Source organism: Caldimonas sp. (genome assembly GCF_046289365.1).
Taxonomy (GTDB): domain Bacteria; phylum Pseudomonadota; class Gammaproteobacteria; order Burkholderiales; family Burkholderiaceae_C; genus Caldimonas.
This window is the reverse complement of the sequence record NZ_JBKBVU010000027.1, coordinates 1-26,114: the sequence shown is the minus strand read 5'-3', so window position 1 is coordinate 26,114 and position 26,114 is coordinate 1. Positions and strand designations below refer to the sequence as shown.

Annotated in this window: 25 protein-coding genes; 11 read left to right on the top strand and 14 right to left on the bottom strand. The window is 68.1% G+C overall.

Features of this window, described 5'->3' with window-relative positions:
* On the top strand, positions 1–774 hold a 774-nt coding region (locus tag ACK42S_RS04820), incomplete at its 5' end, for a hypothetical protein (RefSeq protein WP_409704039.1).
* 50 nt (positions 775–824) lie between these two features.
* A complete protein-coding gene (locus ACK42S_RS04815; RefSeq protein WP_409704037.1) occupies positions 825–1,646 on the top strand; it encodes a glycosyl transferase in 822 nt (273 codons plus the stop codon).
* Position 1,647: 1 nt separating this feature from the next.
* Here the strand turns inward: ACK42S_RS04815 and ACK42S_RS04810 are convergent, their stop codons facing one another.
* The 9 genes from ACK42S_RS04810 to ACK42S_RS04770 form a co-directional block, all read right to left on the bottom strand.
* Entirely contained in the window at positions 1,648–1,920 is a 273-nt protein-coding gene (locus ACK42S_RS04810) for a hypothetical protein (protein WP_409704035.1), read from the bottom strand.
* 40 nt (positions 1,921–1,960) lie between these two features.
* Entirely contained in the window at positions 1,961–2,821 is an 861-nt protein-coding gene (locus ACK42S_RS04805; RefSeq protein ID WP_409704033.1) for an alpha/beta fold hydrolase, read from the bottom strand.
* Between the two features lie 24 nt (positions 2,822–2,845).
* Entirely contained in the window at positions 2,846–3,925 is a 1,080-nt protein-coding gene (locus ACK42S_RS04800) for a branched-chain amino acid ABC transporter permease (protein ID WP_409704031.1), read from the bottom strand.
* 10 nt (positions 3,926–3,935) lie between these two features.
* Positions 3,936–4,982 (bottom strand): branched-chain amino acid ABC transporter permease, encoded by a 1,047-nt coding sequence (locus ACK42S_RS04795; RefSeq protein WP_409704029.1) that lies wholly within the window; start codon positions 4,980–4,982, stop codon positions 3,936–3,938.
* A gap of 14 nt (positions 4,983–4,996) precedes the next feature.
* On the bottom strand, positions 4,997–5,752 hold the full coding sequence (locus tag ACK42S_RS04790; protein ID WP_409704027.1) for an ABC transporter ATP-binding protein: 756 nt from the start codon (positions 5,750–5,752) through the stop codon (positions 4,997–4,999).
* The gene (locus tag ACK42S_RS04785) at positions 5,749–6,507 is read right to left on the bottom strand and encodes an ABC transporter ATP-binding protein (RefSeq protein WP_409704041.1); all 759 of its coding nucleotides are present in this window, start codon (positions 6,505–6,507) and stop codon (positions 5,749–5,751) included. The genes ACK42S_RS04790 and ACK42S_RS04785 overlap by 4 nt, the downstream gene beginning before the upstream one ends.
* Positions 6,508–6,555: 48 nt before the next feature.
* A complete protein-coding gene (locus ACK42S_RS04780; protein ID WP_409704025.1) occupies positions 6,556–8,043 on the bottom strand; it encodes a fibronectin type III domain-containing protein in 1,488 nt (495 codons plus the stop codon).
* 121 nt (positions 8,044–8,164) lie between these two features.
* Positions 8,165–9,367, bottom strand: coding sequence for a substrate-binding domain-containing protein (locus ACK42S_RS04775; RefSeq protein WP_409704023.1), 1,203 nt, complete (start codon positions 9,365–9,367; stop codon positions 8,165–8,167).
* Positions 9,368–9,617: 250 nt separating this feature from the next.
* A complete protein-coding gene (locus tag ACK42S_RS04770) occupies positions 9,618–11,141 on the bottom strand; it encodes a sigma-54 interaction domain-containing protein (protein WP_409704021.1) in 1,524 nt (507 codons plus the stop codon).
* Positions 11,142–11,275: 134 nt separating this feature from the next.
* Between ACK42S_RS04770 and ACK42S_RS04765 the strand changes: the two genes are divergently transcribed.
* The 5 genes from ACK42S_RS04765 to ACK42S_RS04745 all read left to right on the top strand — a co-directional run bounded on the left by ACK42S_RS04765 (position 11,276) and on the right by ACK42S_RS04745 (position 15,540).
* Positions 11,276–11,713, top strand: a complete 438-nt coding sequence (locus ACK42S_RS04765) for an Hsp20/alpha crystallin family protein (RefSeq protein ID WP_409704019.1) — start codon at positions 11,276–11,278, stop codon at positions 11,711–11,713.
* Positions 11,714–11,730: 17 nt separating this feature from the next.
* Positions 11,731–12,132 (top strand): Hsp20/alpha crystallin family protein, encoded by a 402-nt coding sequence (locus ACK42S_RS04760; RefSeq protein ID WP_409704017.1) that lies wholly within the window; start codon positions 11,731–11,733, stop codon positions 12,130–12,132.
* A 35-nt stretch (positions 12,133–12,167) separates the two neighbouring features.
* Positions 12,168–12,674: an Hsp20/alpha crystallin family protein gene (locus ACK42S_RS04755; protein WP_409704015.1), complete on the top strand. Its 507-nt coding sequence runs from the start codon at positions 12,168–12,170 to the stop codon at positions 12,672–12,674.
* Positions 12,675–12,800: 126 nt separating this feature from the next.
* Positions 12,801–13,925, top strand: coding sequence for an LLM class flavin-dependent oxidoreductase (locus tag ACK42S_RS04750; RefSeq protein ID WP_409704013.1), 1,125 nt, complete (start codon positions 12,801–12,803; stop codon positions 13,923–13,925).
* A 64-nt stretch (positions 13,926–13,989) separates the two neighbouring features.
* Positions 13,990–15,540, top strand: coding sequence for an acyl CoA:acetate/3-ketoacid CoA transferase (locus ACK42S_RS04745; protein ID WP_409704011.1), 1,551 nt, complete (start codon positions 13,990–13,992; stop codon positions 15,538–15,540).
* An 18-nt stretch (positions 15,541–15,558) separates the two neighbouring features.
* Here ACK42S_RS04745 and ACK42S_RS04740 read toward each other — a convergent pair whose 3' ends face one another.
* Positions 15,559–16,452, bottom strand: a complete 894-nt coding sequence (locus ACK42S_RS04740; protein ID WP_409704009.1) for a methyltransferase domain-containing protein — start codon at positions 16,450–16,452, stop codon at positions 15,559–15,561.
* A 212-nt stretch (positions 16,453–16,664) separates the two neighbouring features.
* Between ACK42S_RS04740 and fusA the strand changes: the two genes are divergently transcribed.
* Positions 16,665–18,716 carry an elongation factor G gene (fusA, locus tag ACK42S_RS04735; protein ID WP_409704007.1) on the top strand — a complete coding sequence of 684 codons (2,052 nt, stop codon included), beginning with the start codon at positions 16,665–16,667 and terminating at the stop codon, positions 18,714–18,716.
* On the opposite strand, the gene ACK42S_RS04730 is transcribed toward fusA, so the two are convergent.
* Both ACK42S_RS04730 and ACK42S_RS04725 read right to left on the bottom strand, forming a co-directional pair.
* Positions 18,685–19,878: an MFS transporter gene (locus ACK42S_RS04730; protein WP_409704005.1), complete on the bottom strand. Its 1,194-nt coding sequence runs from the start codon at positions 19,876–19,878 to the stop codon at positions 18,685–18,687. The two genes, fusA and ACK42S_RS04730, sit on opposite strands and share 32 nt — an antisense overlap.
* Before the next feature lie 25 nt (positions 19,879–19,903).
* A complete protein-coding gene (locus tag ACK42S_RS04725) occupies positions 19,904–20,641 on the bottom strand; it encodes a hypothetical protein (protein ID WP_409704003.1) in 738 nt (245 codons plus the stop codon).
* 157 nt (positions 20,642–20,798) lie between these two features.
* Here ACK42S_RS04725 and ACK42S_RS04720 point away from each other — a divergent pair, with 157 nt between their 5' ends.
* A complete protein-coding gene (locus ACK42S_RS04720; RefSeq protein ID WP_409704001.1) occupies positions 20,799–21,641 on the top strand; it encodes an HDOD domain-containing protein in 843 nt (280 codons plus the stop codon).
* A 14-nt stretch (positions 21,642–21,655) separates the two neighbouring features.
* Here ACK42S_RS04720 and ACK42S_RS04715 read toward each other — a convergent pair whose 3' ends face one another.
* Together ACK42S_RS04715 and ACK42S_RS04710 are read right to left on the bottom strand one after the other, a co-directional pair.
* Positions 21,656–23,068: an alpha/beta hydrolase family protein gene (locus ACK42S_RS04715; protein ID WP_409703999.1), complete on the bottom strand. Its 1,413-nt coding sequence runs from the start codon at positions 23,066–23,068 to the stop codon at positions 21,656–21,658.
* A gap of 116 nt (positions 23,069–23,184) precedes the next feature.
* Positions 23,185–23,667: an Lrp/AsnC family transcriptional regulator gene (locus ACK42S_RS04710; RefSeq protein ID WP_409703997.1), complete on the bottom strand. Its 483-nt coding sequence runs from the start codon at positions 23,665–23,667 to the stop codon at positions 23,185–23,187.
* Positions 23,668–23,808: 141 nt separating this feature from the next.
* Between ACK42S_RS04710 and hppD the strand changes: the two genes are divergently transcribed.
* Positions 23,809–24,915 (top strand): 4-hydroxyphenylpyruvate dioxygenase, encoded by a 1,107-nt coding sequence (gene hppD / locus ACK42S_RS04705; protein ID WP_409703995.1) that lies wholly within the window; start codon positions 23,809–23,811, stop codon positions 24,913–24,915.
* A gap of 23 nt (positions 24,916–24,938) precedes the next feature.
* Positions 24,939–25,838: a phenylalanine 4-monooxygenase gene (gene phhA, locus ACK42S_RS04700; RefSeq protein WP_409703993.1), complete on the top strand. Its 900-nt coding sequence runs from the start codon at positions 24,939–24,941 to the stop codon at positions 25,836–25,838.
* Positions 25,839–26,114 lie beyond the last annotated feature (276 nt).

The window sequence follows — 26,114 nt, the reverse complement described above, 5'->3', positions numbered from 1 at the left end:
ATGGCCCAATGGACTGCCTTCCCCTACGACAACGCCGCCTACGTCTACGACCTGACGGCGCTGAAGAAGCACTGGGCGCGGCTGCACGCCGGCGATGCCGAACCCTGGCCCAAAGACAAGGCCGTGCAGGAGGCCTGGGCGCTCTTCCACGCCGGCGAGTTCCACAAGGCGCGCGACGCCGGCCTGAAGGCCGGTGGTGCCGGCATCACGGTGGCCCACAAGGCCCAGGCCATCTACGCCACCTATCTGGAGAAGAACGAGAAGACCCGCCTGGCCCTGTTCATGGAAGTGGCCGAACGGGCGCAGGCCCAGCAGGCGGCCGAGCCTGACAACCCGGCGGGCTGGTACTGGCAGGCCTATGCCCTGGGCCGCTACGGCCAGGGCATCAGCGTGGCCAAGGCGCTGGCGCAGGGCCTGGGGGTGAAGGTCAAGACCGCCCTGGAAACCACCCTCCAATTGCAGCCCAAGCATGCCGACGCCCACATCGCCCTGGGCACCTTCCATGCCGAGGTCATCGACAAGGTGGGCAACCTGCTGGCGCGCACACAAGGCGCCAGCAAGGACGTCGGCCTGAAGATGTTCAAGGAGGGCCTGAAGCTCAACCCCCACTCGGCGATCGCCCGTGTGGAGTACGCCAACGGCCTGGTGATGCTCGAAGGCGAGAAGAAGATGAAGGAGGCCGAAAAACTCTATGCCGAGGCCGCCGCCTGCGAGCCCATGGACGCGATGGAGCGGCTCGACGTGGAGATGGCCAAAGCCGAACTCGAAGAGTGAGCCCGCGGCCGCCCCGTTAAGATGCGCGGCCTTGCCCTTTCCAGCCCCCCATGACGACCGCACTCAAGCAAATCATCTGCGTGAAGTGGGGCACCGCCTACGGCCCGGAATACGTCAACCGGCTCTACGGCATGGTGTCCCGACACATCACGGGCCCCTTCCGGGTGGTGTGCTTCACCGATGACCGGCGCGGCATCCGCCCGGAGGTGGACACCTTCGACCTGCCGGAACTGGGGTGTCCTCATCCGCAGCGCACGATGGGCAAGTGGCGCAAGGTGGTGCTGTGGGGCGAGACCTTGGGCGATCTGAGCGGCCCGGCGCTCTTCGTCGACCTGGACTCCGTGATCGTCGGCTCGCTGGACGACTACTTCAGCTACGGCGATCCCGAGGACGTGATCCTCGCGCGCAACTGGGCCAAGCCCCTGCAGCGCCTGGGCCAGACCTCGGTGTTCCGCTTCCCCGTGGGCCGCTACCCGCACATCCTGGCCAACTTTCGCGCCGACCCGCAGGGTGTGGCCGACCGCCACCGCTTCGAGCAGCACTACATCACCAGTTCCGTGCCCGGCGGCATCAAGCTCTGGCCCGAAGGCTGGACAAGGCATTTCCGCCTGCACTGCCTGCCGCCCTTCCCGCTGCGCTACGTCATGGCGGCACGGCTGCCTCGGGGCGCGCGCATCGTGACGTTCCCCGGCGGCCCCAACCCTGGTGACGTGGCCGTGGGCCGCTGGACCCCCGACGCCCCGGAGTACCCCTCCCCGCTGGACCATCTGCACGGGGCCCTGCGCCCCGGCCTGAGCCTCAAGCAGCGCTGGCGCCATGCCACCCGCTATGTCAAGCCCGTGCCGTGGATCGCGGAGCACTGGCGCGAGTGACTCAGACGTCCTGCGTTTCGTACTCGATGCCGCCCACCCAGCCGGCCACCTGGTTGTAGACCCAGCACGCCAGCGCCGTGCCGAGATAGCCAAACACCAGGTAGAACAGAGGCATCCCCACGGCCATCATCAAGGAGGGCCGGCCTGCATGCGGCATGCCACCCCAGAAGAGCAAGGTCAGGGGCACCAGGACGATCAGCGACACGAGCGCCATCGTGATCGCGGCGACCTTGCCGTTTTGGTGCGGGGACAGGCGTTGGATGCGTCGTTTCATGGGCTCCTCCTGCAGCCCAGGATACCGCAAGGAGGGCGAGTCAGGCTGGGCTGGCCCGCGCATCGCCGGCGGCAAAGAAGCGTTCGACCAGTTCCCACTGGTCCGGCACGTTCAGGGCCGGCGCGTGACCGCAGCCGGGGATGGTGACGACGACGGCCCGTGGGCCACGGGTGCGCATCTCCTCGGCCGTCTCGGGCAGCAGCAGATCGGAGCTTTCGCCCCGCAGGCACAGCACGGGAATGTCCAGGCTGTCGTAGGCCTCCCACAGGTCGTAGTCATTCGGGTGGTGCACGAACTGCTGGGCCATGGCCGGGTCGTAGTGGGTGGTGATCCGGCCGTCGGGCAGGCGACGCGCCGAGGTTTCGGCCATGCGCCGCCACTGCGCATCGGACAGCCAGCCATAGGGCTGGTAGACCACCCGCAGGAAGGCTTCGAGGTCGGTCATGCGCTCGAAGGCCGGGGGCTGGCCGGCGTAAGCGCGGATGCGCTCGAGGGCCGGCTCGGCCAGCTTGGGTCCGTTGTCGTTGAGGATCAGGCGCCGGATGCGGCCGCGCAGCGTGGTGGCCGCCGCCAGCGTGCCGATCGCTCCCCCCATCGAGGTGCCCAGCCAGTGGAAACGTTCCAGGCCGAGCTGGTCGACCAAGGCGGTGGCGATCTCCACGTAGAACGAGAGCTTGTACTCGTTGACCGGATCGGGGCTCCATTGCGAGAGCCCGCGGCCCAGGGTGTCGGGGCAGATGACGCGGTAGCGCGCGGACAGGTGCTCGGCCACCTCGTCCATGTCGCGGCCGGTGCGCGCCAGGCCGTGCCAGGCGATCACGGTCTCGCGGTGCTGAGAGCCCCATTCGGTGTAGTGGATCTCGCGGCCGGCGCAGCTCAGGTAGTGGGAAGTGAACGGCATGGGGATCTCGCTTGCTTCTCCGAATCAGGTGCGTGGGGCCTGCTGCAGGGCGCGCTGACGCAGCCTGCCCACGATGCCGGAGGGGAAGTGATAGACGCACAGCACGAACAGCACGCCCAGCCACAGCAGCCAGCGATCGGGCGAGACGAGCTCGGAGACGACCGGAATGCCACCGACCGCGCCCTCGCCCAGGCGCATCAGGTCCTGCAGGTAGTTCTGAGCCAGCACGAAGAGCACCGCACCGACCACCGCGCCGTAGATCGTGCCCATGCCGCCGATCACGACGATGAGCAAGATGTCCAGCATGATCTCGAAGCTCAGCGAGGTGTCGGGGCCGTTGTAGCGCAGCCAGACGGCCAGCATCGCGCCCGCCAGCGTGGCAAACAGGGCCGACAGCACGTTCGACAGCGTGCGGTAGACCACCGTGCGGTAGCCGATGGCTTCGGCGCGGAAGTCGTTCTCGCGGATGGCCTGCAGCACGCGGCCGAAGGGCGAGTTGACGATGCGCAGCATCAAGCCCAGCAGCAACAGGGTGAGCAGGAAAAGGCCGTAGTAGCTGATGATGCGCCCGTCGATGAGCACCCCGAAGAACTCATTCTCGAAGGGCTCGAAGCTCGGGCTCAGCCATTCGGGCATGCGGAAGGTCAGGCCGTCCTCGCCACCGGTGATCTCCGAGAGCTGCGAGGCCAGCGTCTGGAAGGCCGAGGCCACCGCAAGCGTGATCATCGCGTAGAAGATGGCCTTCACGCGCAGGCTGAACAGACCGATGACGAAGGACAGCACCAGCGACAAGGCCAGCGCGCAGACGATGCCCACCGCCAGCGCATCCCAGCCGGCACCCATGCGGCTGGAGGCGATGGCCACGCCGTAGGCGCCGATGCCGAAGAACATGGTGTGGGCAAAGCTCACGATGCCGGTGTAGCCCAGCAGCAGATCGTAGCTGGCCACCAGCACCATGAAGATGAGGATCTTGGCCGCCACGTTGAGCGACTTGCTGCCCGGAAAGATGAAGGGCGTGAGGAAGAGTCCGGCGAGGATGACGATCAAGGCCAGCGCGAGCCAGCGGCTGCGGGGCAGGTCGTGGGACAGCAGACGTTGGAGCATGGTCGGACCCTCAGCGGTTCGTGACCGGGTACAGGCCCTGGGGGCGCCACAGCAAGATGGCAACCATCAGGCCGATGTTGGAAAAGAGCGCGACCTTGGGCGCGAGAAAGCCGGTGTAGTTGGCCATCAGCCCCACCAGCAGCGCCCCGACGAAGCAGCCCAGTGTGGAGCCCAGGCCGCCGATGATGATCACGATGAAGAGCAGCACGTTGATCTGCGCGCCCATCTGCGGGATCACCATCTGCTGGTACAGGCCCCAGAGCACGCCGCCCAGGCCGGCCAGGGCCGAGCCCACGACGAACACGCCGATGAACAGGCGCCGGATGCGGTAACCCAGGCTCTCGACCATCTCGCGGTCTTGCACGCCGGCGCGGATCAGCAGGCCGATCTTGGTGCGGTTGAGCACAAAGAGCATGGCCGCCAGCACGATGACGCCAATGATCACCGCAAACAGCCGGTACTTCTCGATGGCCGCATCGCCCAGCAACACCGAGCCGCGCAGGCCTTCGGGCAGCGGCAGCGGGATTTGCAGCGGCCCCCAGATCACCTTGATGATCTCCTCGCCGATGATCATGCCGCCCATCGTGATGAGGATCTGCTTCAGGTGCTGGCCGTACACCGGCCGCACGACCACGCGCTCGAAAGCGTAGCCCACGGCGCCGGCCACGCTCATGGCCACCACCATCGCCAGGAAGATGGCCGTGAGGTTACGGAACAGGGAGTCGCTGGCCGTCCAGTCGCCCATTCCGCCCAGCACCGAGGTGGCCACGAAGGCCCCCAGCGCGATGAAGACGCCATGGCCGAAGTTGAGCACGTCCATCAGGCCGAAGACGAGCGTGAGGCCCGAGGCGATGATGAAGATGATCATGCCCATGGCCAGGCCGGCAATCGTGAGCGTGAGCCAGGTGGGCACCGAGCCGATGAGCGGCAGGGCCGCGCCGGCCAGTGCCAGCACCAGGGCCAGGGGGATGAGGTCGAAACGGGCGCGCGGCACGGCGGCGCTGTCATTGGCATTTGTCGCGGCTGCTGCGGCAGCAGGGGTGGTCGTGGTGGTCATCGCAGATCTCGTGTTCACTGGTGGGCCGCCAGCGACAGGCCCAGCAGGCGTTGCTGGAGTGCTTCGTCCTGGGCAAGTTCGGCCATGGTGCCGCGGTGCACGACGCGGCCGTCGTCCATCACCGCCACCTGGTCGCCCAGGGCCTTGGCCATCGCGAAGTTCTGCTCGACGAGCAAGATGGTGGTGCGCGTGGATTTCAGCTCGCGCAGGGCACCGATGAGGTTCTGGATGATGGCCGGGGCCAGGCCCTTGCTGGGCTCGTCGATGAGCAGCAGCTCGCGCGGCTCGACGATGGCACGCGCCACGGCCAGCATCTGCTTCTGCCCGCCCGAGAGCTTGCCGGCGGGGTAGAGCCAGAACTTCTTCAGCGCAGGAAAGAGCGCGAAGATCCATTCCAGGCGCTGCGTGTCGAGGTCGTCCACCGTCTGCGCGCCACGCGCGGCCAGCAGCAGGTTTTCCTTGACGCTGAGGTCGCTGAAGATGCCCATGCTCTCGGGCACGTAGGCGATGCCGCGCTGCGCGATGTCGGGGGTGCCCAGCTTCACGCCGGGGCCGCCGATGGCCTCGCCCTTGAAGCGGATGCCGCCCTGTTGGGCCGACCACAGGCCCATGATGGTGCGCAGCGTGGTGGTCTTGCCCGCGCCATTGCGGCCCAGCAGCATGGTGACCTGCCCGGCAGGCACCTCGAAGTCCACGCCGTGCAGGATGTGGTATGCGCCGATGTGGGTGTGCACGCCCGACAGGCTGAGCACGATGTCGTTGGGGTTCATGCAGCCTCCGTCATGTCGGCCGTGCCCATGTACGCGCTTTGCACGATGGGCAGGTTCATCACGTGGGCCGGTTCGCCGTCGGCCAGGAGCTGGCCGTTGTGCAGCACGATGATGCGGTCGGCCAGCTCGCGCACCACGTCCATCTTGTGTTCGACGAGCAAGATGGTCTTGTCGCGCCGCTCCTTGAGCGATCGGATCAGTTCGAGCACCACCGGCACCTCGTCCACGCTCATGCCGGCGGTGGGTTCGTCGAACATGTAGACCTTGGGGTCCAGCGCCATCATCAGCGCCACCTCCAGCTTGCGCTGGTCGCCATGCGGCAGGCTGGACGCAGTGGCATGGGCCTTGTCGGCCAACCGAACCGCTTCCAGCCGGGCATGGGCTTCGTCGATGTAGTCCTTCTGATCGAGCCACACGCGCAGCAGTTGCAGCGCACCGCCATGGCGCGACTGCACGGCCAGGCGCACGTTCTCCAGCACCGTGAGGTTGGGAAACAGCTGCGTGAGCTGGAAGGCGCGCCCGAGCCCGCGCCGGGTGCGCAACGGCGCGGGCAGATGACCGATCTCCTCCCCGTCGAGCCGCACGCTGCCGCTTGTCGCCTTGAGCTGCCCGGAAATGAGGTTGAAATAGGTCGTCTTGCCCGCGCCGTTGGGCCCGACGATGGCCGTCAGCGTGCCGGGCTGGAAGGCACAGCTGACGCGGTCCACGGCCACGTGTCCGCCGAAGCGGATCGTGAGATCCTGGGTTTCGAGCACGCCGCTCATTGCTGCTTCACTTTCTGTGTCGATGAATCGAAGAGGCCCTCAGGGACAGGTGCCGATGACGTAGTGGTTGGGCCCCGTCTGCTTCAGGGTCGTGGTGGTGTAGATGTTCCACAAGCCCATGTACTGGTTGGAGCCGTTCGCATAGGTGTATCCCCAGGCCGCATACGCCCGGCCTGCGGTGGTGTGGGCATAGTTGCTGGCCGTGTAGCAGGTGGCCGGGGGCGGGGCGGTGCCCGTGGTGGTGCCACTGGCCGGCGCGGATGGGGCGCTTTCCGCCCCGTTGCCATCGACGGCCGTGACCGTCCACTGGTAGGTGGTGGCCGGGGCGAGCCCGGTGTCGGTATAGCTGGTGCCGGTGACTGCACTGGTGGTCTTCTTCTCACCGTTGCGATAGACGTGGTAGCCCGCCGCCCCCTGCACCGAGGCCCAGGAGATCACCATCGAGGTGTCGGTGGCACCCGAGGTGCTCACACCGGTGGGCGCGGGCAGCGAGGACGTGGGCGCGCCGCTGGCGAGGTGATCCACCATGGCCTTGATGGCGCTGATCTGGGACCCGCCTTTCTGGGCGAAGTGGCTGCCGTACCAGCCGATCCAGTCCCAGCAGGCGTTGGGGTTGGCGAGCGAGCCGCTGGCGGCCGTGCTGCGGCTGGTGTTGTCCACCTTCGTCTGCGGGAAGAGCACGACGATGCGGTTGGTGTCGGCCCAGCGGGTGTAGCCGGTGTTCTTGATGAACTTGTCGCCGATCTGCGAATAGCTCTGCAGGCAGCCGTGCAGGGCCACGTGCAGCTTGCACTGGGCGCCACCGGCACAGTCGGCCGGCACGTAGACCCAGCCGGTGGAGGCCATGCCGGGGTTGCTGGTGAAGCTGCTCTGGCTGAACTCGATGTAGTTGCTGGCCGCCGGGCTGTTGTTGCGGGGGTTGAGCGTGCCGTAGATCCGCGTCAGCACGGCCTTGGCACCGTCGTAGCCACAGTTGCTGATGTAGGGGGAGGACGTGCTGCTGCAACTGTTGTTGCCGGTGGCGTCGAAGTCGGTGGGAAAGACGTGGGCCGTGCCGCTGCGCTTGACGTATTCGACATTGCCCGAGGGCACCGCGTTGTTGGTGTACTGCTTGCGCAAGGCGTCCATGGGGTTGGGGCCGATCGTGCTGTCGCTCGTGCCCACGAACATGTAGATCCTCTGGTTGGCGATACCGGCCTTGTTGTCGATCTGCGAGCCGCTCCAGTTGTTGATGCTCGACTGCATCGCCGAGAGCTGGCTGTCGCTGATCGTGGCGTTGTACATGCAGGCGGTGTAGTTGTTGAGCCCCGCACACATGTAGGGTCCGGCGGCGAACACACCCACCCCCATGAAGGTGGACGAGTACGCCACACCGAGCTGGTTGGCCATGAATCCGCCGGAGGACAGGCCGGACACGCTGATCTTGCTCTTGTCGATGTTGAGCTTGGGCAGGGCCTGCACGGCCAGGGCCGGGCCTGCCAGCAAGGCGGCTGCCGCCGCCCACCAATGAACCATCCTGAACTTCATCGTCTTGTCTCCTCGTTGTATGGGTGGGTGAGTCCCCCCCTGCCCCGTGTGTCCGGGGTCCTTCGGAACGATGCTGCTTGTGTCGAGTCGCGGGCTGCGGCATGCCGCGGCCCGCGCAGGCTCAGCGCTTGTTGCGGATGGGCACCTGCATCTCGATGGGCCGGATCTCGCGCACGAGTTCCGGCACACCCCAGGCAAAGGCCGGGTCGTCCTTGATGCGGAAGTGGTACATGCTCTGCATGGCCTGGTGGTCTTCCTTGCGGAAGGTCATCGGGCCCTTGGGCGTGTCGAAGCTCATGCCTTCCATCGTGGCAATGAGCTTGTTGGTGCTGGTGTCGCCGCCGGTCTTCTTCAGCGCGGTGACGATGGCCATGGCCGCCGAGAAGCCGCCGGCGGTGAAGAAGTCGGGCGGGCTCTTGAACTTGCTGTAGTGGTTGGCCACCAGCCACTCGTTGACCGGGTTCTTCGGGATGCCAAAGTAGTAGTAAGTGGCGCCTTCCATGCCCGGGAACTGCTTGTAGGCCGCCATGGCCGGCAGGATGTTGCCGCCGGTGGCGATCTCGATGCCGTAGCGCTTGAGGTCGAGGTCGGCGATCTTGAAGGGGTTGCCCGCACCGGCCCAGATGATGAAGATCACCTTGCGGCCGGGCTGGTCCTTGAGCTTGTCGATCAGGCGCTGCGCCCCGGCGGTGAAGTCGGTGGTGTTGGTGGGCAGGTACTCCTCATGGACGATCTTGGCCTTGCGGATCGCCCCCTTGAAGGCGGCCACGCCGTCGCGACCGAAGGCATAGTCCTGGGCCAGCGTGGCGATCACGGTGCCTTCCTTGTCCAGCGCCACAGCGTTGGAGATGGCGTCTTGCGAGCTGTTGCGGCCGGTGCGGAAGATGTACTTGTTCCACTTCTCGCCGGTGATGGAGTCGGCCACAGCGGGCTCGACCAGCAGGATCTTCTTGTACTCCTCGGCCACCGGCAGCATGGCCAGGGCCACGCCGGAGGAGGTGGGGCCCACGGCCAAGTCGACCTTGTCGTCAGCATAGGCGGCGGCCAGCAGCGACTTGCCCACGTCGGGCTTGCCCTGATCGTCCTTCTCGATCACCACGATCTTGCGGCCCGCCACCTGCATGGTGCCGCCGGTGGCGTACTCCAGGCCCAGCATCAGGCCGGTCTGGGTCTGCTTGCCATAGGCCTCCAGCGGACCGGTCTTGCTGTAGACATGGGCAATGCGGATGTCCTTGCCCTGGGCCTGGGCAAGGCCCGTGCCGGGTGCGGCCAGCGCCGCAACGGCCAGGGCGAGGAAGGCGCGACGAATGGGATGCGCGGTCATGGTGTGGTGTCTCCTGAAGTTGTCGTGGCGGATCCCTCCGCCACCTAGCCACCGCCCCGGAGGATTCGGGCCGGACACCCGGATTTCGCAAGGCGCGTGCCTGGTCCGGGCCACTCCCCCAAGCCTTTGTCATCATTGAGATTTCCAATCAATATCAGGGTTTACCCGAAACTTTTCTGAGACGGCGCCGTCTGGAAATCAGACAGCGTTTCCCCGAAGGGATTGGATGGATTCCGGACAGTGTCTGATTTCAGGACAGCTGGCGCAGCTCGGGCCAGGCGGCCAGTTTTTCGTAGAGCGTGGCGCGCGAGATGCGCAACAGGCGGGCAGCTGCGAGCTTGTTGCCACCGGTGGCGCGCAGGGCCTCGGCGATGGCGCGGCGCTCGAGCTCGGCCACGGCCTCGGCCAGCGGGCGCACGCGGGGGGCCTGCCGCTCCAGGGCCGCCGCGCGGGCCTCGCCCGCGCCTTCACCGGCCGCGGCAGAGACGGCCGGGGCGTCCCCGGGTGAGAGCACACGCATGAAATGGCGCGCCTCCAGGCGCAGGTCGTCGGTGAGCAGGCTCACCTGCTCGAGCACATTGCGCAGCTCGCGGATGTTGCCCCGCCAGGGGTGACGACGCAGGATCTCCAGGGCAGCGGGCGTCACCTCCCGGTGGGGCATGCCGCTGCGCCGGGCGATGTCCTCCTCGAGCGCCTCGACCAGGGCCTCCAGGTCGCCCAGGCGCTCGCGCAGGGCCGGAATGCGGATGGGCACCACGTTGAGCCGGTAATAGAGGTCTTCGCGGAACCGGCCCTGGGCCACCAGCGCCGGCAGGTCGCGGCTGGTGGCGGCGATGACCCGCACGTCGATCTTGATCACCTGGTTGGAGCCCAGGGGCTCGATCTCCTGCTCCTGCAGCGCACGCAGCAGCTTGGCCTGCAGCGATGCGGGCATGTCGCCGATCTCATCGAGAAAGAGCGTGCCGCCGTCGGCGAGCTTGAACTTGCCGTCGCGGCCCTTGCGGTCGGCCCCGGTGTAGGCGCCAGGGGCCACGCCGAAGAACTCGGCCTCCAGCAGGGTCTCGGGCACGGCAGCGATGTTCACGCCGATGAAAGGCCGCCGCGAGCGCGACGACGCAGCATGGATCGCATGCGCCAGCAGCTCCTTGCCGGTACCGGTCTCGCCCAGCAGCAGCACAGTGCTGTCGGTGCCGGCCACGCGACGGGCCTGGCGCTTGACCTCCATGGCCTCGGGGCTGGTGCCGATGAAGCTGGCAAAGGTGTACTTGGGCCGCCGCTGCTCGGCCAGCTGTTTGCGAGCATCGTCGAGATCGCGCTGCAGCATCGCGAACTTCTTCATCAGTGGCTGCATCGTGCTCTCGGGATGCGCCATCAACACCAGGCCGAGCGCACCGATCACCTCGCCCGCCTCGTCGCGCAGCGGGATGCGGCTGACGAGGAAGGTGCCCGCCTTGTTGGTGAGCAGGTCCACCAGGATGGGCCGTCCGGTGGCGATCACCTCGTGCATCAGCGTGTTGGGCACCACCTCTTCGACCGGGTGCCCGACGAAGTCGGCTTCGTCCTTCAGACCCAGGGCCGGCAGGAACTGCTTGTAGCCCTCGCTGATCCAGACCACACGGCCACTGCGATCCACGACCATCATGCCCTCGGCCGTCTCGGCGAAGAGCTGGAACATCGAGCGTGCGGCCATCTCCAGCACGCTGCGGGCATCACGCGGCAGGTCGCTGGCGGCGTCCAGGGGGTCGAGCACTCGGGAAGCAGACATCACGCGCATGCTACCCGCTCGGGCCGGCTCTGAGGCTGCGGGCTTTGCCGGGGCCGCACCGCCACACCCTTGAAACGCCGCGGCGCCATCCCTACATCGGAGGCAGGGTCTCAAGGCCCATCCCGATTGACGGAGGACACACCATGTATCGCTCGCTTTTTCCACGCGACCTGTTCGCCGAATTGGATCGCCTGCAGCGTGAGATGCAGCAGGTCTTCGATCTGTCGCCCAGCATCCGCGGCTTCGGCCGTGGGGGCTTTCCTGCGCTCAACATCGGCAGCACGCCCGCGTCGGTCGAGGTCTACGCCTTTGCGCCCGGCCTGGATCCGGCGCGCATCGAGGTCAGCCTCGACCGGGGCGTGCTGACGCTGGCCGGCGAGCGTGCGCCCCTGGCCGGTGCCAGCGACGAGAAGCAGACGCTGCACATCAATGAGCGCTTCGACGGACGCTTCCGCCGCGTGATCAGCCTGCCCGACGACATCGACCCGGCCGGCGTGAATGCCAGCTACCGCGATGGCGTGCTGCAGGTCAGCATCCCGCGCAAGGCCAGCGCCCAGCCGCGGCGCATTGAAGTTCAATGAACGCAAGGAGTGACGCCATGAACACGACCACTGCCGTGACCACCCCCGGCGACACCGCCGTGCGCAGCGCCGGCAACGACCGCAGCGAGCCCGCGCTCGTGCCGCCGGTGGACGTGATCGAGGACAGCACCGGCATCACGCTGTACGCCGACCTGCCGGGCGTGCCCAGGGATCGCCTGAACCTGCGGGTGGAGGGTGACACACTCAGCCTGGAAGGTGAGATGCAGCTTCCCCTGCCGCAGCAGATGACGCCCAGCCATGCCGAGGTGCAGCTCTCGCGCTTCCGCCGCACCTTCACGCTGAGCAAGGAGCTCGACCCCGACAAGGTCAGCGCCGAGCTCACCCACGGCGTGCTGCGGGTGCGCATCCCCAAGGCCGAGCACGCCCAGCCGCGCCGCGTCGAGGTGCGCGTGGCCTGAGCTGCGGCCCGTCCGACATCGAATGGAGGCCCGACATGACGATGAAAGACATCCGTGAAGGCTTCGACTCGCTGTGGGACAGCCTTTCCGAGGGGTGGTCGCGCCTGCGCGACTCCGCGCGTGGCGCCCTCACCCGGTTCCGCGCCGGCGACGAAGCCCACCTGCCCGACCGCAGCCGCGTCGACGACACCAGCTTCATCGCCTCGCACGGCTGGGCGTTGATCGGCGGCGACGTCTTCGAGGACGAACGCCGCCTGGTCGTGCGCCTGGAGGTGCCAGGCATGGACAAGAAGGACTTCGACATCGAGGTGCGTGACGACGTGCTCGTCGTGCGCGGCGAGAAGCGCTTCGAGCAGGAGTCCAGCGATGGCCGCTGGCGCGTGCTGCAGTGTGCCTATGGCAGCTTCGAGCGCACGGTGCCGCTGCCCGTGCCGGTGAAGGCCGAGCAGGCCCAGGCCCGCTACCGGGACGGCGTGCTGCGTATCGAGCTGCCCAAGGCCCGTCCCGGCAGCGCCCGGCGCATCCAGCTCCAGGTGAGCTGACCCCGGCGGCGACCCGCCTGCCCCCGCGCGAATCGGGGGGGCGGGTCGGCGACCTTTGCCCTGCATCAACCCCGGGGCGTGAGGGCGCTGGTGTGATCGGCCTGACCGATCCCCGGAGCCGCTGCCATGCCCTCACCCCATCCCGATGCAGCCGACCGCCCGCTCAAGCACAGCCTGTACTACTTCGCCAGCGACGAAGGCGGCGCCAGTGCGGCGGACAAGCGACGCCTGCTCTTCGACAGTGCCCGCTTTGCCGACCACCACGGCTTTTGCGCCGTGTGGGCTCCCGAGCGCCACTTCCACGCCTTTGGCGGACTCTCGCCCAACCCCTCGGTCACGGCGGCTGCGCTCGCTGCGATCACCTCGAACGTTCGCATCCGCTCGGGCAGCGTGGTACTGCCTCTGCACCCCGTCGCCCGCGTGGCCGAGGAATGGGCGCTGGTGGACGTGCTCTCGGGCGGGCGGGTGGACCTGGGGCTGGCCTCGGGCTGGTTCCCCAACGACTTCGTGCTGGCCCCGCCAGGCAGCTACGAACGCCGCGGCCCACTGCTGTTCGAGCGCCTGGAAGAACTGCGCCGCCTGTGGCGCGGTGAGCCCTTCGAGGCGGTGAACCCGCTGGGCGACACCGTGAGCCTGCGCACCCTGCCCCGCCCCGTGCAGCCCGAACTGCCGGTGTGGATCACCGCGGCCGGCAACCCCGACACCTTCGCCCGCGCCGGCCGCCTGGGTGTGAACGTACTGACCCACCTGCTGGGCCAGAGCCTGGAGGCGCTGGCCGGGAAGATCGCCATCTACCGCCAGGCCTGGGCCGAGGCCGGCCACCCCGGGCGCGGCGAGATCGCGCTGATGCTGCACGCCTACGTGGGCGACGATGACGACGCCGTGCGCCGCACCGTGCGCGCGCCCATGCTGCACTACCTGGCCAGCTCGGCCCAGCTCGTGGGCCACTACACGGCTTCGGTGCCCTTCTTCCAGCAACGCTGCGCCGTGGACACTGGCGCCCTCACGGCGCAGGACGTGGACGACGCGCTGGCCTTCTCGTTCGAGCGCTACTACCAGACCAGCTCGCTGCTGGGCACGGTGGACGACTGCCTGGACCGCCTGGACCGCATGCGCGCCATCGGCGTGGACGAGATCGCCTGCCTGATCGACTTCGGCGTGCCCACCGACGATGTGCTCGCCGCCCTGCCGCGGCTGGCCGAGCTCTTCGAGTTGGCCAACGTCAGCGAAGCGGAGCTGGCGGCCGTCTAGGTCAATGACCGCTGCCGGCTGGCGTGATACTTGGAGGCTGTGCTGCTTCTCGAGTCCACGCGCCATGCAAGTCATCACCGCGGCCCAGGCCGCTGCCCTGATCCAGGACCGCTGGACGGTCGCCACCGCCGGCTTCGTCGGCGCCGGCCATGCCGAGGCCGTCAGCGCGGCGATCGAACGCCGCTTTGAGGCCGAAGGCGCTCCGCGCGATCTCACCTTGCTGTACGCCGCGGGCCAAGGCGACCGCGGCCGGCGCGGCGTCAACCACTTCGGCCATGCGGGGCTGGTGCGGCGTGTCATCGGCGGGCACTGGATCTCGGCACCGCGCCTGGGCGACCTGGTGGAGCGCAACGAGATCGAGGCCTACAACTGGCCGCAAGGGGTGATCGCCCACCTCTTCCGCGCGATTGCCGGCGGCAAGCCGGGGGTCATCACGCGCATCGGATTGCACACCTTCGTCGATCCGCGCCACGATGGCGGCCGGCTCACGCCGCGCACCACCGAGAACCTCGTGCAACTGCTCAGCCTCAACGGCGAGGAGCAACTGCTCTACCCCAGCTTCCCGATCCACTGCGGCCTCATCCGCGCCACCACCGCCGACGAGCGCGGCAATCTCACCACCGAGCACGAGCCCTTCCACCAAGACCTGCTGGCCATCGCCCAAGCCGCGCGCAACTGCGGCGGCATCGTGATCGCCCAGGTCAAGCGCCTGACCCGTGCGGGCAGCATGAACCCCAACCTCGTGCGCGTGCCGGGCATCCTGGTGGACTACGTCGTGGTCACCGAAGACCCGGCCGACCACTGGATGACCTTCGGTGAGGCCTACAACCCCGCCTACACCGGCGAGGTGCGCGAACCCGAACACGCTTTCGAGCCTGCGCCGCTGGATCTGCGCAAGATCGTGCAGCGCCGCGCCTTCCTCGAACTGAAGAAGCTGCGCAAACCCGTCGTGAACCTCGGCGTGGGCATGCCCGCGGGCCTCGGGGTGATCGCCCGCGAGGAAGGCCACAGCGACTTCACCCTCACGGTGGAAGCCGGCCCGGTGGGGGGCACGCCGGCGCAGCTCTTGAGCTTTGGCGCGAGCACCAACCCCGAGGCCATCATCGACCATGCGGCAATGTTCGACTTCTACGATGGCGGCGGCATCGACATCGCCTTCCTGGGTCTGGCCGAACTCGACCCGAAGGGTAACGTCAACGTCAGCCGCTTCGGCCGCCGCATCGCGGGTGTGGGCGGCTTCATCAACATCACCCAGACCGCGCGGCGCGTGGTGCTGATGGGCACGCTCACCGCCGAGGGGCTGGAGGTCGAAGCCGGCGGCGGGCGGCTGCGCATTGTGCGCGAAGGGCGTGTAAAGAAGCTGGTGCCGCAGGTGGGCCATCTCAGCTTCAACGGGCCCTATGTGCGCAGCCTGGGGCGCGACATCCTCTACGTCACCGAACGCGCCGTTTTCGAGCTGCGCGAGGGCGGCCTCACGCTCACCGAAATCGCCCCGGGGCTGGACCTGCAACGCGACGTGCTCGACGCCTGCGGCGCCCCGGTGGCCGTGGCCGAGGACCTGCGCCCCATGGACCCGCGCATCTTCACCGACGCGCCGATGCGCCATGCGGGTTGACCGGCGGCGGGTCCGTCTTCAGGACCGGGTCGCAGAGAAGGGCCGGCGCTGGCCGCTGGGGTCGATCACCGTGCCGCTCATGCGGCCGTCGTGACCGGCCCGGCCCTCGAAACGATGGCGGCGGCCCTGCCCATCCACGGCCGTGAAGCGGATGGCCCCGCCACGCAGCTCGGGCTGGTCGAGCGGCGCCTCGCGCCCTCCCCAGATCATGCGGCCCTGGATCTTCTGGTAGGTCTGCGACAGGCTCAGCTTCAGCGTCTCGCCCATCGTGCCGCTGCCGACCTGCACCGACCAGTCCCCCGCCACCTTGGCTGGCACCACCCAGAACAGTGCCCGGCGACCGTCCAGCTCGCGCACCTCATCGGGTGGCCAGTCGCCCATGTCGAACTGGTGCGAGGTCACGCGCGTGCCCGGCTTCATCTCCAGCAGGATCGGACGCAGCTTCTCGTTCAGCGACGGCAGCAGGTACAGCGTGATCACGTCGGCGTCGCGGAAGTCCGACTCGAAAATGTCGCCCTGCATGAAGGTGACGTTCTTCACCCCGGCGCGCTGGGCATTGCGCCTGGACAGCGCCACCAAGTCCGGGTTGTACTCGATGCCCAGGGCCCGTGCGCCCCGTCGGGCCGCGGCGATCGCGATCTTGCCGTCGCCCGAGCCCAGATCCACCACATAGTCCTTCTGGGTGACCTTGGCCATGTCCAGCATCGCCTGCACCACCTCGTCCGGCGTGGGCACCCACACCACGTCCTTGCCGGGCTGGCCCACTTCGGGCTGGTAGGCCTCGTCGCCATGCCGCAATTGGGCCAGCGCGACGACAGGGGTCAGGCCCAGCAGCAAGGCGGCGCCGCCTGCCGTCCAGACGACACGCCGGCGGGCGATCGGTTCGTTCAAAGCACAGGCCACAGGGTTCATGCTTCCTCCTGAGCGTTGGGACGATGCCTTGAGAACGCGACGGCCCCGGTCGAGTTCCGGCCGGCCGTGCGGCGAACGCACCCATGCGTGGCATGGCCGCCCCCTTGCCGGCTCAGGGACGATCCCTTACGCTGTGTCCGTCCGGTCGGCCCGCCATGGCCGGCGGCCGAGACCGCCTCGCGGCGGGCGGTACGCCCTAGGAGGAAAGCGCCATGCCCACGACACCGTCCCCCAGGACCGCCACGATCCGCAACCTGGCCCTGGTGGGGCAAAGCGCGTCGGGCAAAACCAGCCTCGTCGAAGCCCTGCTGCACCGCGCCGGCCGCATCAATGCCCCCGGCAGCCTGGAGCGCGGGACCACCGTGTCCGACTTCGATCCGCTCGAACGCAAGTTCCAGCACTCCCTCAACACCAGCATCGTCAGCCTCGAGCACGGCGGCTCGCTGATCCAGTTGCTCGACACCCCGGGGCTGCCCGACTTCCTCGGCCAGGCGCTGCCCGCGCTCGAGGCGGTGGAGACCGCCGCCATCGTCCTCAACGCGGCCGCCGGCATCGAGCCCCTGGCCACTCGCATGATGGACTGGGCCCGCCAGCGCGAGCTGTGCCGGCTGATCGTCGTCAACAAGATCGACGCCGAACGTGTCGACCTGCCGGGTGTGCTCGCGCAGATCCAGGAAGCCTTCGGCAAGGAGTGCCTGCCGCTCAACCTGCCGGCCGGCGGCGGCACCCGGGTGGTCGACTGCTTCTTCAATCCGTCCGGCGAGGCGGATTTTTCGTCGGTGGAGGCCGCGCATCGCGCGCTGGTCGAGCAGGTGGTGGAAGTCGATCCCGACTTCGTCGAGCGCTACCTCAACGACGGCGACGTCGACCCGCGCGAGCTGCACGCCCCGCTGGAGCAGGCCCTGCGCGAAGGCCACCTCATTCCGGTGTGCTTCACCTCGGCGCGCAACGGGGCTGGCGTGGCCGAGCTGCTCGACGTGATGGCCGCCTTGATGCCGCACCCCGGCGAAGGCAATCCGCCGCACTTCCTCGAAGGCGAAGGGCCCCAGGCCCGGCGCGTGCGGGCCGAGCCCGACGCCGGCCGCCACGTGCTGGCCCATGTGTTCAAGGTGGTCAGCGACCCCTATGTGGGCAAGCTTGGCCTCTTCCGCGTGCACCAGGGCACCGTCACCCGTGACAGCCTGCTCTATGTGGGCGACGGCCGCAAGCCCTTCAAGGTCGGCCACCTCTTTGCCGTGCATGGCAAAGACCACGTCGAGATCCCCAGCGCCGGCCCGGGCGAGATCGCTGCCGTGGCCAAGGTCGACGAGATCCACTACGACGCCGTGCTGCACGACGCCGCCGAGGACAGCCGCATCCACCTCGAACCCTTGCCCTTCCCGGTGCCCGTGCATGGCCTGGCCATCGAGCCCAGACGCCGCGGCGACGAGCAGCGCATGTGGGAAGTGCTGCAAAAGCTCGTCGAGGAAGACCCCTGCCTGAAGGTCGAGCACGTGGCCGTCACCAACGAAACCGTGGTGTACGGCCTGGGCGAGATGCACCTGCGCGTGCTGCTCGAACGCATGACCGAGTTCTACAAATGCGAGGTCGTCACGCGGCCGCCGCGCATCGCCTACCGCGAAACCATCACCCAGGCCGCCGAGGGCCACCACCGCCACAAGAAGCAGACCGGCGGGGCCGGCCAGTTCGGCGAAGTCTTCCTGCGCATCGAACCCCTGCCGCGCGGGGCCGGCTTCGAGTTCGTCGACGAGGTCAAGGGAGGAGCCATCCCCGGCGTCTTCATTCCGGCGGTCGAGAAGGGCGTGCGCCAGGCCATGGACGGCGGCGTCATCGCCGGCTACCCGGTGCAAGACGTGCGCGTGGTCGTGTACGACGGCAAGCACCACTCGGTCGACTCCAAGGAGATCGCCTTCATCACCGCCGGCCGCAAGGCCTTCATCGATGCGATGCTCAAGGCCGGCCCCATCGTGCTGGAGCCCATCGTCAAACTCGAGGTGGCCGCCCCCGAGGCCCACATCGGCGACATCACCGGCGATCTGGCCACCAAGCGCGGCCAGATCAACGGCACCCGCGCCCTCTCACCGGGCACCCTGGCCGTGCTGGGCCAGGCCCCGCTGTCCGAGCTCAACGGCTACCAGGCCCGGTTGCACGCCCTCACCGCCGGCCACGGCAGCTACATCGCCGAGTTCTCACACTACGAGCCCGTGCCCCCGGCGGTGCAACAACAACTCGTCAGTCAGTTCCGGCCGCGCGAGGACGAGTGAGCCCGCGCATCATCCACAGACCCAGCGCCGGCCCCAGGGCCAGCCAGGGCAGCAGTGCGGCCACATCGACGCGCGAGGCCAGCATCGCAAAGAGCTGGATGCTGACGATGGAGACCGCAAAGCCGATGCTGTTGACCAGCGTGAGCAGGCTGCCCACCGCTTCGCGCGGGGCGTTTTGCGCCGTCAGCGTCGAAAACTGCGGGGAGTCGCCCACCACCGTGATGCCCCACACGGCCAGCCACAGGGCGAACACAGGGCCGGGAGCGTGCAGCATCCACGGCGCCAGCAGGCAGCACAGGCCGCTGGCGGCAAGCTGCACGCTGGCCACGCGGGCACTGCCGACGCGGCGCGCCAGCAGCCCGCCGCCCACGCAGCCCAGGGTGCCCAGCGCGATCACGGCAAAGGCCGCGGCCGAGGCGGGTGCGCCCGCCAGCCGGGTGCCGACGATGGCTGGCAGCAGCACCCAGAAGGTGTAGAGCTCCCACATGTGGCCGAAGTAGCCGAAGGCCGAGGCCCGCACCGGGCGGTGCGTCCACAAGGCCCCCAGGGCGCGCCATTGCAGGCGGGCCGACCGCGGCAGGTGCGGCCCGTCGGGCACGGTGGCGGCCAGCAGCAAGCCGCCGGCCAGCGCCAGCAGCGACACCACGTCCATCACCTGCTGCCAGGGCCAGTCCGTGCCCAGCGCGCGAAGCAGGTGCGGACTGGCCGTGCCCAGCACCAGCGCGCCCACCAGCCAGCCCAGGGCGGCGCCAAGGCCTTGCGGATACCAGCTCGCCGCGATCTTCATGCCCACCGGGTAGATGCCGGCCAGGAAGAAGCCGGTGGCAAACCGCAACCCCAGCAAGACCTCGAGCGATCCGGCGGCATGCGCCCCCAGGGCATTGCAGACGGCCCCCGCCACCGCGCAGGCCAGGAACACCCACCGCGGCGAGAAACGGTCGGCCACCGACAGCACCGCGAACACCAGGGTGCCCGTGATGAAGCCCAGTTGCACCGCCGAAGTGAGCGTGCCCGCCGCCGCAGGCCCCAGCGCCCAGTCGCGCTGCAGGTCGGGCATCACGGCATTGACGGCAAACCACAGCGAGGTGCCGGCGAACTGGGCCAGCACGATGACGGGCAGCACATGGGCCGGCACGGCCGCCGGCAAGGACGATGCGGACATGCCCCGCACGATACGCCACCACCGCTCAAGGCTGCAGACGCTCCAAACCCGCCAGGTCCAGATCGTCGAGCGCAGCGCGCAGGGTCTTCAGATCCATGCCGTCGGCCAGCGCCTCCACCGCCACCCCGTTGGCCAGCACCCAATGCACCTGCGCCGGCATGGCATCGGCCGCCTCCACCTCGCGCCGCACGCGCCCTTGCTCGAAGCGCACCGTCTCTTGGCGCCCGGCCCGTTGCGCATCGGCGGCGGCGCGTTGCCACTCGGCCATCACCGCCCATACCGACAGCCCCCCCGTGTCGCTGACCGACAGCGCGATACGGCGCGACGCATCCACACCGTACTGCGTGCTCACCGACACGCTGGCCGCCCCCAAAGACTCGTCCCCAAAGGTGTCGCTCGGTTGCCGCGGCAAGCCGCCCAATTGCAACGGCAGCACCGCCTCGATCTGCTGTGGCCGCAGCGTGGGCCTCGTCCCCAGCCCCATGACCTCGTTGAGCGCACGCTGGGCCTGCGCCGCCGCCTCGTCGCGGCCCTCGCGCAAAGCCTGGTCTCGCTCGCGCAAGGCTTGCTCCAGGCGCTGACGGGCAGCCTCCAACGCCGCCTGCTGCTGCGGCGCCAGCGCCGGCACCTGGGCAGTCGGGACAGGCCCGTCCAGCCCAGAACGGCTCCACCAGAACCCTGCCGCCAACACGCCGCCCAGCATGACCACCACCCCGAGGGCCTTGAGCCCGTGCCCCCCGCTGGCCCTCCACCATGAGCCCATGCCCCGCCTCCTCGATCACGGCATCCTCGAAGCCGGCATTGTGCGCCGGGGGGACCACACCGCGGTGGTGCCCAGGAGACATCTCGCCCGGAACTTGCGGGTTTGTCCCATTCAAGCGTTCCGGCCCCTGTGCCGATATCCCCCCAGGAGTGTTCGTATGCTCACCCGCCCCTTGCCCACCCTGGACGCCTGGACGGCCCACTTCGCTGCGGCCACCATCCCGGTGCTGCCGCGCACGGCCGAGGCGATGGACTGGCTCGCCACCCGGCAAGACGACCTGGACGCTCACAGCATCGCCGAGTTTCTCGCCGGCGATCCCTTGATGACCCTCAAACTGTTCAGTCACGTGGCCACCTTGCGGCGGCCATCGGCTGGCGACGACGACCACGAAGTCTTGGCCGAAACCCTCACCGCCGCCTTGGTTTACCTGGGCGTGGAACCCTTCTTCCGCGCCTTCCCAACGCTGCAGACCACCGAAGACCTGCTGCATGCGCACCCCGAGGCGCGTGACGGCCTGCACGAAGTGCTCGCACGCGCCGCCCGTGCTGCCGTGTTTGCCCTGGGCTTTGCCGTGCACCGCATGGACAGCGACGCGCCGACGCTCTATCACGCCGCCTTGCTGCACGATTTCGCCGAAATGCTGCTGTGGTGCCATGCCCCCGACCTGGCGCTGGAGATCCGCCACCGCCAGCGGCGCGACCCGGCTCTGCGCTCGGCCCAGGCCCAGGTGGACGTGCTGCACATCCGCCTGGCCGATCTCGAACAGGCCTTGATGCGCACCTGGCGCCTGCCGCGCGTGTGGCGCCGGCTCACCGACGAACACGCGGCGGCCCACGACCTGCAGGCCCGCAGCGTGACGCTGGCGATCCGCCTGGCCCGTCACACCCAGCACGGCTGGGACAACGCCGCCTTGCCGGACGACATCGCCGACATCGCCGCCTTGCTCAACCTCTCGCCCGAGGCCACGCTGCGCAAGGTGCGTGACCTGGACGAGGGCTGAGACCGCAGGGCCGTTCAGGGGGTCGGGCAGGCCGGCATCAGCGTGCGCACGGTCACCGTGGTGGGGTTGTCATACGGCCCGCCGGCATTGACCGTGAAGCGGCAGCCATAGGCCGGATCGGCCACGACCGCGGCGTCCAGCACCTCGTCCCCCTCGGGCCGCGTGCCGTTCTGCTCCCATGCCACCATGTCGTCGAAGGCCGCCACCTGTTCGGCCACCGTGAAATCACAATGGCTGGGGGCGCGGATGGCACGCTGCACCAGCCAGCCCCCCGAGCCATTGGCGTCGGCGCGGCGCTTGTAGATCTGCTGCATGCTGAACGGCACGTACATGTCACCCAGCGTGTGCAGCGACACCACCGGGATGCTGAACTGTCCGTTGACCTTCGGGATCCAGCGCAAGCCGTCGCGGCGCAAGCGGTTGGCATCGGGCACCGGCGTGACGCGCAGCAAGCGCTGGTTGAGCAAGGTCTCCTCCTCACTGAGCGCCGGGTCGCTGTCGATCTGCAAGACCATGTTGCGCGTGTCCAGCACACTGGCATTGAGGATGCCGTTGATCGTGCCGTCGCCACCGAAGGTGCCCCAAACCACCTGCTGCAGTCCCGCATTCGCGAAACCCTGCTCGAAGATCGGCCGGTTGCCGCCGGTGAGGTTCATCACCACGCCCTTGAGCTTCTCGCCGTCGGCCGTGGGCGTGATCACCGAGCTGCTGAATGTCGTGAACAGCCGGCTGCGTACCAAGGCGTTGATGTCGGCCCAGGCCGTGGTCGGGTACAGCGGCACCCCGGCAAAGTACTGCGCCGCCGTCTGGTAGGCCGAGAAGTAGTCGAACAGCTCGGTGTCGCCCATCACGCCGCACATCGGCACGGCCCCGTGGTAACGCACCTTGTGATTGGCCGTGCGGAAGGTCTCCTCCTCGATCGCCGCGCCCGTGATATGCCCGCCCATCGAATGGCCGATGATGTAGCGCCGTGTCGGCTCGGCCAGGCCGGTGAGGCGCGAAAACGCCAACGCCAGCGCGTTGGTGTCCTCCACGCCGGCACGCACGTCGTAGTAGTTCTTGCTGTAGCTCGACGCCGCCCAGGCATAGCCGTTGGCGATCAGATGGGCGCGGATCGGCGGGTTGCTCACCGTCAGCGGCACATTGGTGCCGCGGTAGCCGTGGGCGTACATCACGAGGCGGCCATTCCAGTTCTGCGGCACCTCGATGCGGTAGCCTGCCCCGTTGAGCACGCCGTGGAAACGCGTGGTCGTGGTCCCCGGCAAGGCCTCGAAGGCCAGCGCGGTCTCGTCGAGCGGGAAGGTGCGCGCATCGTGCGGGCGCACCTCTTCCGGTTCAGGTGTACTGTCACCTCCGCCACCGCCGCACGCCACCAGCACGACGACGCTGCCCACCGCAGCGGCCCATTTAGAACGCCAAAACTGCATGCCTGTCTCCTGTTGAGTTCTGCACTGCAAAATGCACGGTCGTGCAAATTTGCAGTCCGATTGTGGAGACTCGAGGCCTCGTTTCTGTCGCCAACGCGACAGAGACCGCCTAGGGATTACACCGGCACGGCCGTCGTGTTTTTCACCCGATCGAGCACGAAACTGGTCTTGCAGTCCTCGACACTCGGATGCTTGAGCAGGGTGTCCATGATGAAGCGCGAGTAGTGGGCCATGTCCTGCACCACCACGCGCAGCAGGTAGTCCATCTCACCCGTGAGGGCCACGCACTCCACCACCTCGGGCCAGCTCTGTACTGCCGCACGGAACAGATCCATGGGATTGCGCTTGTGGCTCTCGGTGTGCTTTTCCAAGCGCACGTTGATGTAGGCCGTCAGCCCCAGCCCCACCCGCTCGGGCGGGACGATGGCCACATAGCCGGCAATCGCCCCGGCCTCCTCCAGACGCTTGACGCGGCGCAGCGCGGCCGAGGGCGACAGGCTCACCTGCCCGGCCAGTTCGTCGTACGTCATGCGGCCATTGGTCTGCAGCGCGCGAAGGATGCGCCGATCGATGGCGTCGAGCGTTATCGCTGTGTCCATAGAGAAATTCTCGCACTTTTATTGCGTTTTTGTAGCCTTTCCGCTCAAAAATGCAGAAAAACTGCGCCCCACGCCGCCTACAGTCTTGACACAGCTCAACATGCGGGCGCTACGGCGTCTGCCCACGCTTTGGAGACCGGCATGCAATTCACCCCCTGGGACAACCCGATGGGCACCGATGGCTTCGAATTCATCGAATACGCCGCCCCCGATCCTGCCGCGATGGGCCAGCTCTTCGAGCGCATGGGCTTCAAGGCCATCGCGCGCCACCGCCACAAGAACGTGACGCTGTACCGCCAGGGCGAGATCAATTTCATCCTCAACGCCGAACCCGACTCCTTCGCCCAGCGCTTCGCCCGGCTGCACGGCCCCAGCGTGTGCGCCATCGCCTTTCGCGTGCGCGACGCCAAGGCGGCCTACGAGCGCGCCATCGACCTGGGCGCCTGGGGCTACGCCAACCAGGCCGGCCCGGGCGAGCTGAACATCCCGGCCATCAAAGGCATCGGCGACTCGCTGATCTATCTGGTCGACAAGTGGCGCGGCAAGAATGGCGCCAAAGAAGGCGACATCGGCAACATCGGCTTTTACGACGTCGATTTCGAGCCGCTGCCCGGGGCCGAATTGAACCCGGTGGGCCATGGCCTGACCTACATCGACCACCTCACCCACAACGTGCACCGCGGCCGCATGGCCGAGTGGGCCGAGTTCTACGAACGCATCTTCAACTTCCGCGAGGTGCGCTACTTCGACATCGAGGGCCAGGCCACCGGCGTGAAGAGCAAGGCCATGACCAGCCCCTGCGGCAAGATCCGCATCCCCATCAACGAGGAAGGCAACGAAAAGGCCGGACAGATCCAGGAATACCTCGACCGCTACCACGGCGAAGGCATCCAGCACATCGCGCTGGGTTCGACCAACCTCTACGACACCGTGGACGCGTTGCAGATGTCGGGCATCAAGCTGCTGACCACCAGCGCCACCTACTACGAGCTGCTGCCCAAGCGCATCCCCAACCACGGCGAGGACCTCGAAGGCCTGAAGGCCCGCAACATCCTGGTCGACGGCCAGCCCGGCGAGCTGCTGCTGCAGATCTTCAGCGAGAACCAGCTCGGCCCCATCTTCTTCGAGTTCATCCAGCGCAAGGGCAACCAGGGTTTCGGCGAAGGCAACTTCAAGGCACTCTTCGAAACCATGGAACTGGACCAGATGCGCCGCGGCGTCCTGAAGACCGACGCCACCGCGGCCTGAGCATCCCGCACGAGGAGCGCGCCATGACGGCCCCTTCCACCGCCATCGATTTCCACAGCGGCGTCAACCAGGGCGTGGCGCCCGTCACCTACGGCGAAGGAGAGCGGCCCCCGCGCGGCAACTACGCCCGCGCCCGCGCCGACTACACCTGTGAGCAGGACTGGGCCGCCTACACCCCGGCCCAGCACGACCTTTACCGCCGCCTCTACGAACGCCAGGCGGCCCAGTTGCCGGGCCTGGCTTGCAAGGAGTTCGTCGAGGCCGTGACCCACCTGGGCGAGCCCGACCGGATCCCACGCTTCGACGAGTTGAGCGAACGCCTGATGCGCGCCACCGGCTGGCAGGTCGTGGCCGTGCCCGGCCTCATCCCCGAGGAGGCCTTCTTCAAGCTGCTGTCCGAGCGCCGCTTCCCGGTCACGGAGTGGATCCGCGAGCCCGAGGAGTTCGACTACGTCGTCGAGCCCGACGTCTTCCACGACCTCTTCGGCCACGTGCCCTTGCTGTTCAACCCGGTCTTCGCCGACTACATGCAGGCCTACGGCGCCGGCGGCCTGAAGGCCAGCCGGCTCGATGCCTGCGAGCTGTTGGCGCGCCTGTACTGGTACACGGTCGAGTTCGGCCTCATCGCCACCCCCGAGGGCCTGCGCGCCTACGGTGCCGGCATCCTGTCGTCCACCGGCGAGCTGCGCTACAGCGTCACCTCGCCCGAGCCCAAGCGCGTGGGCTTCGACGTCGAGCGCATCATGCGCACGCGCTACAAGATCGACACCTACCAGCGCACCTACTTCGTGATCGACAGCTTCGAGCAGCTCTTCCAGGCCACCGCCCCCGACTTCACGCCGATCTACGCGCGCGTGCGCCAACTGCCCCCGCTGGAAGCCGGCGAGTTGCTGCCTGGAGAACCGCGCTTCCCGCCCGCCTGAATTTAGGCATCGCGGGCGGCAGGCGACTACACTGTGCCCGGCGGTAGCGCCCGAGGGGCACCGCCGCCGCAGCCCTGTGGCGTCCTTGCGCCCTCACCATGGATTCGACATCACCCTCCCCCGGCAGCGGGCGGCAAGGCCCGTCCGTCACCAACCGCCCGCGCCTGCGGTTCTGGCCCCATTCGAGCGACCCCCTGGTCGCCAGCACCCGGATCCGCTGCCTGCAAGTCATCGAAGGCTTGCGCTTGGCCGGCCGGGACGCGGGCCTGTACGTCG

Excerpts from the sequence above, each read along its gene's own strand:
- ACK42S_RS04780 (WP_409704025.1), bottom strand. The coding sequence starts at position 8,043 with ATGAAGTTCAGGATGGTTCATTGGTGGGCGGCGGCAGCCGCCTTGCTG.
- fusA (WP_409704007.1), top strand. The coding sequence starts at position 16,665 with ATGCCCACGACACCGTCCCCCAGGACCGCCACGATCCGCAACCTGGCC.
- ACK42S_RS04800 (WP_409704031.1), bottom strand. The coding sequence starts at position 3,925 with ATGCTCCAACGTCTGCTGTCCCACGACCTGCCCCGCAGCCGCTGGCTC.
- ACK42S_RS04720 (WP_409704001.1), top strand. The coding sequence starts at position 20,799 with ATGCTCACCCGCCCCTTGCCCACCCTGGACGCCTGGACGGCCCACTTC.
- ACK42S_RS04710 (WP_409703997.1), bottom strand. The coding sequence starts at position 23,667 with ATGGACACAGCGATAACGCTCGACGCCATCGATCGGCGCATCCTTCGC.
- ACK42S_RS04725 (WP_409704003.1), bottom strand. The coding sequence starts at position 20,641 with ATGGGCTCATGGTGGAGGGCCAGCGGGGGGCACGGGCTCAAGGCCCTC.
- ACK42S_RS04795 (WP_409704029.1), bottom strand. The coding sequence starts at position 4,982 with ATGACCACCACGACCACCCCTGCTGCCGCAGCAGCCGCGACAAATGCC.
- ACK42S_RS04755 (WP_409704015.1), top strand. The coding sequence starts at position 12,168 with ATGACGATGAAAGACATCCGTGAAGGCTTCGACTCGCTGTGGGACAGC.
- ACK42S_RS04740 (WP_409704009.1), bottom strand. The coding sequence starts at position 16,452 with ATGAACCCTGTGGCCTGTGCTTTGAACGAACCGATCGCCCGCCGGCGT.
- ACK42S_RS04790 (WP_409704027.1), bottom strand. The coding sequence starts at position 5,752 with ATGAACCCCAACGACATCGTGCTCAGCCTGTCGGGCGTGCACACCCAC.
- ACK42S_RS04730 (WP_409704005.1), bottom strand. The coding sequence starts at position 19,878 with ATGTCCGCATCGTCCTTGCCGGCGGCCGTGCCGGCCCATGTGCTGCCC.
- ACK42S_RS04810 (WP_409704035.1), bottom strand. The coding sequence starts at position 1,920 with ATGAAACGACGCATCCAACGCCTGTCCCCGCACCAAAACGGCAAGGTC.
- ACK42S_RS04750 (WP_409704013.1), top strand. The coding sequence starts at position 12,801 with ATGCCCTCACCCCATCCCGATGCAGCCGACCGCCCGCTCAAGCACAGC.
- phhA (WP_409703993.1), top strand. The coding sequence starts at position 24,939 with ATGACGGCCCCTTCCACCGCCATCGATTTCCACAGCGGCGTCAACCAG.
- ACK42S_RS04770 (WP_409704021.1), bottom strand. The coding sequence starts at position 11,141 with ATGCGCGTGATGTCTGCTTCCCGAGTGCTCGACCCCCTGGACGCCGCC.
- ACK42S_RS04715 (WP_409703999.1), bottom strand. The coding sequence starts at position 23,068 with ATGCAGTTTTGGCGTTCTAAATGGGCCGCTGCGGTGGGCAGCGTCGTC.
- ACK42S_RS04775 (WP_409704023.1), bottom strand. The coding sequence starts at position 9,367 with ATGACCGCGCATCCCATTCGTCGCGCCTTCCTCGCCCTGGCCGTTGCG.
- hppD (WP_409703995.1), top strand. The coding sequence starts at position 23,809 with ATGCAATTCACCCCCTGGGACAACCCGATGGGCACCGATGGCTTCGAA.
- ACK42S_RS04805 (WP_409704033.1), bottom strand. The coding sequence starts at position 2,821 with ATGCCGTTCACTTCCCACTACCTGAGCTGCGCCGGCCGCGAGATCCAC.
- ACK42S_RS04745 (WP_409704011.1), top strand. The coding sequence starts at position 13,990 with ATGCAAGTCATCACCGCGGCCCAGGCCGCTGCCCTGATCCAGGACCGC.
- ACK42S_RS04815 (WP_409704037.1), top strand. The coding sequence starts at position 825 with ATGACGACCGCACTCAAGCAAATCATCTGCGTGAAGTGGGGCACCGCC.
- ACK42S_RS04765 (WP_409704019.1), top strand. The coding sequence starts at position 11,276 with ATGTATCGCTCGCTTTTTCCACGCGACCTGTTCGCCGAATTGGATCGC.
- ACK42S_RS04760 (WP_409704017.1), top strand. The coding sequence starts at position 11,731 with ATGAACACGACCACTGCCGTGACCACCCCCGGCGACACCGCCGTGCGC.